The sequence below is a fragment of the Faecalibacterium sp. DFI.5.82 genome (assembly GCF_029076575.1).
Taxonomy (GTDB): Bacteria; Bacillota; Clostridia; order Oscillospirales; family Ruminococcaceae; genus Faecalibacterium; species Faecalibacterium duncaniae.
On sequence record NZ_JARFIS010000056.1, the window covers coordinates 1 to 499 of the forward strand.

Genomic DNA, 499 nt, shown 5'->3' on the forward strand with positions numbered 1-499 from the left:
AGGCAAAAAATCGTTTTCTCCCTGCTCCCGAAACAGAAATACGGAGCAGGGAGAATTTTTTTGAAATAAGTACTTGACTTTATCAAGTAATGTGATTATACTAGACCTTGTCAAGTAAAGGAGATGCAAAGAGTGATCCAATCGACCATATCCTTCTACGTGATGGAGTTTTACAAGCAGTTCGCAGCCTACACCACCCAGCAGCTGCAGGAGTTCGGCCTGAGCTTTGGCATGATGTATTTTGTGATCTACGTGTGCAAACATCCCGGCTGCACCCCGGCTGAGATGACCAAAAAACTGCACCTGGACTGGGGCCACTGCCAGCGCAGCGTGATCAAGCTGGTGGAAGATGGCTTTATGACCCGGGAAAAGCAGGGCCGCAGTTATCATTTGGGGCTGACCCCGGCGGGTGTGAGAGCATTCCGGACCTGCCACCAGGTATTTTTCGATTGGGATGCGCAAAATTTGAGCGGGCTGACCGAAGAGGAACAGCACCAGC

General features: G+C 50.3%; 1 protein-coding gene. It reads left to right on the forward strand.

The genetic code is table 11. The features are described 5' to 3' along the window. Positions 1-123 precede the first annotated feature (123 nt). Positions 124-499: bilirubin utilization transcriptional regulator BilQ (gene bilQ, locus P0G09_RS15535; protein WP_275253098.1), on the forward strand; the 376-nt coding region annotated here is incomplete at its 3' end.